The sequence below is a fragment of the Herbiconiux daphne genome (assembly GCF_024979295.1).
Taxonomy (GTDB): Bacteria; Actinomycetota; Actinomycetes; order Actinomycetales; family Microbacteriaceae; genus Herbiconiux; species Herbiconiux daphnes.
On the sequence record NZ_JANLCJ010000425.1, the window covers coordinates 1 to 681 of the forward strand.

Genomic DNA, 681 nt, shown 5'->3' on the forward strand with positions numbered 1-681 from the left:
TGAATGTTATCAATCATACCACGAAGCAGTGCTGTACGAAGATCTTGAATATCTTTCGTAATGTCATACACTGATTCACCAAAGATTGTACCTGGAATTGGGTAAGGACAGAATGTTTCAAAAGGAATATCATCTACTTCATTGATTTCTAGAATGCGGTCGCCTGCATCGAATACCTGATACAACCTGACAATGCCGTCGTCTGCTAAGTCTGACGTACGAATGTACTGCTCATACAGCCAAGTTTGCTGTGCATGGTCGTCACTGTCTGTACCGATATCCTGATGCCAATCATTACGCCAGTCTGTTCGTGCCCACGCTACGATCTGCTGCTGAGTAATTTCCTCGGTAGTATTCCACTCAGTAACATTATCGATTTCATCCGAAGGAAAACCCAAAGCTAAGAGTTCTTGTTTCGTTTTACGCGTACGATGAGCGAAGTAAGTCGCAGTCTGAATACTTTGTGCCCATTGGTCAACTAATACTTCTTCCAATGGAACATATTGGATTTTAACTTTCTTAATTCGTAACACATAACTAACTTCTGCGTCAATAAGACCATCCTCTGTCTCTTGACCGACTACCTCAATCTTCTCAACACCAGCATCTTCAAGACCTTGAATGTAAGCCTGTACTACATCAGGATTAACGCCCTCGACTTTTTCAGTCATGGCTTTTTCT

Annotated in this window: 1 protein-coding gene; it reads right to left on the minus strand. The window is 42.0% G+C overall.

Features of this window, described 5'->3' with window-relative positions; all coding sequences use genetic code 11:
• Positions 1–671, minus strand: a 671-nt coding sequence (locus N1032_RS25635; RefSeq protein WP_259543423.1) for a portal protein, incomplete at its 3' end; no start/stop codon positions are given.
• Positions 672–681 lie beyond the last annotated feature (10 nt).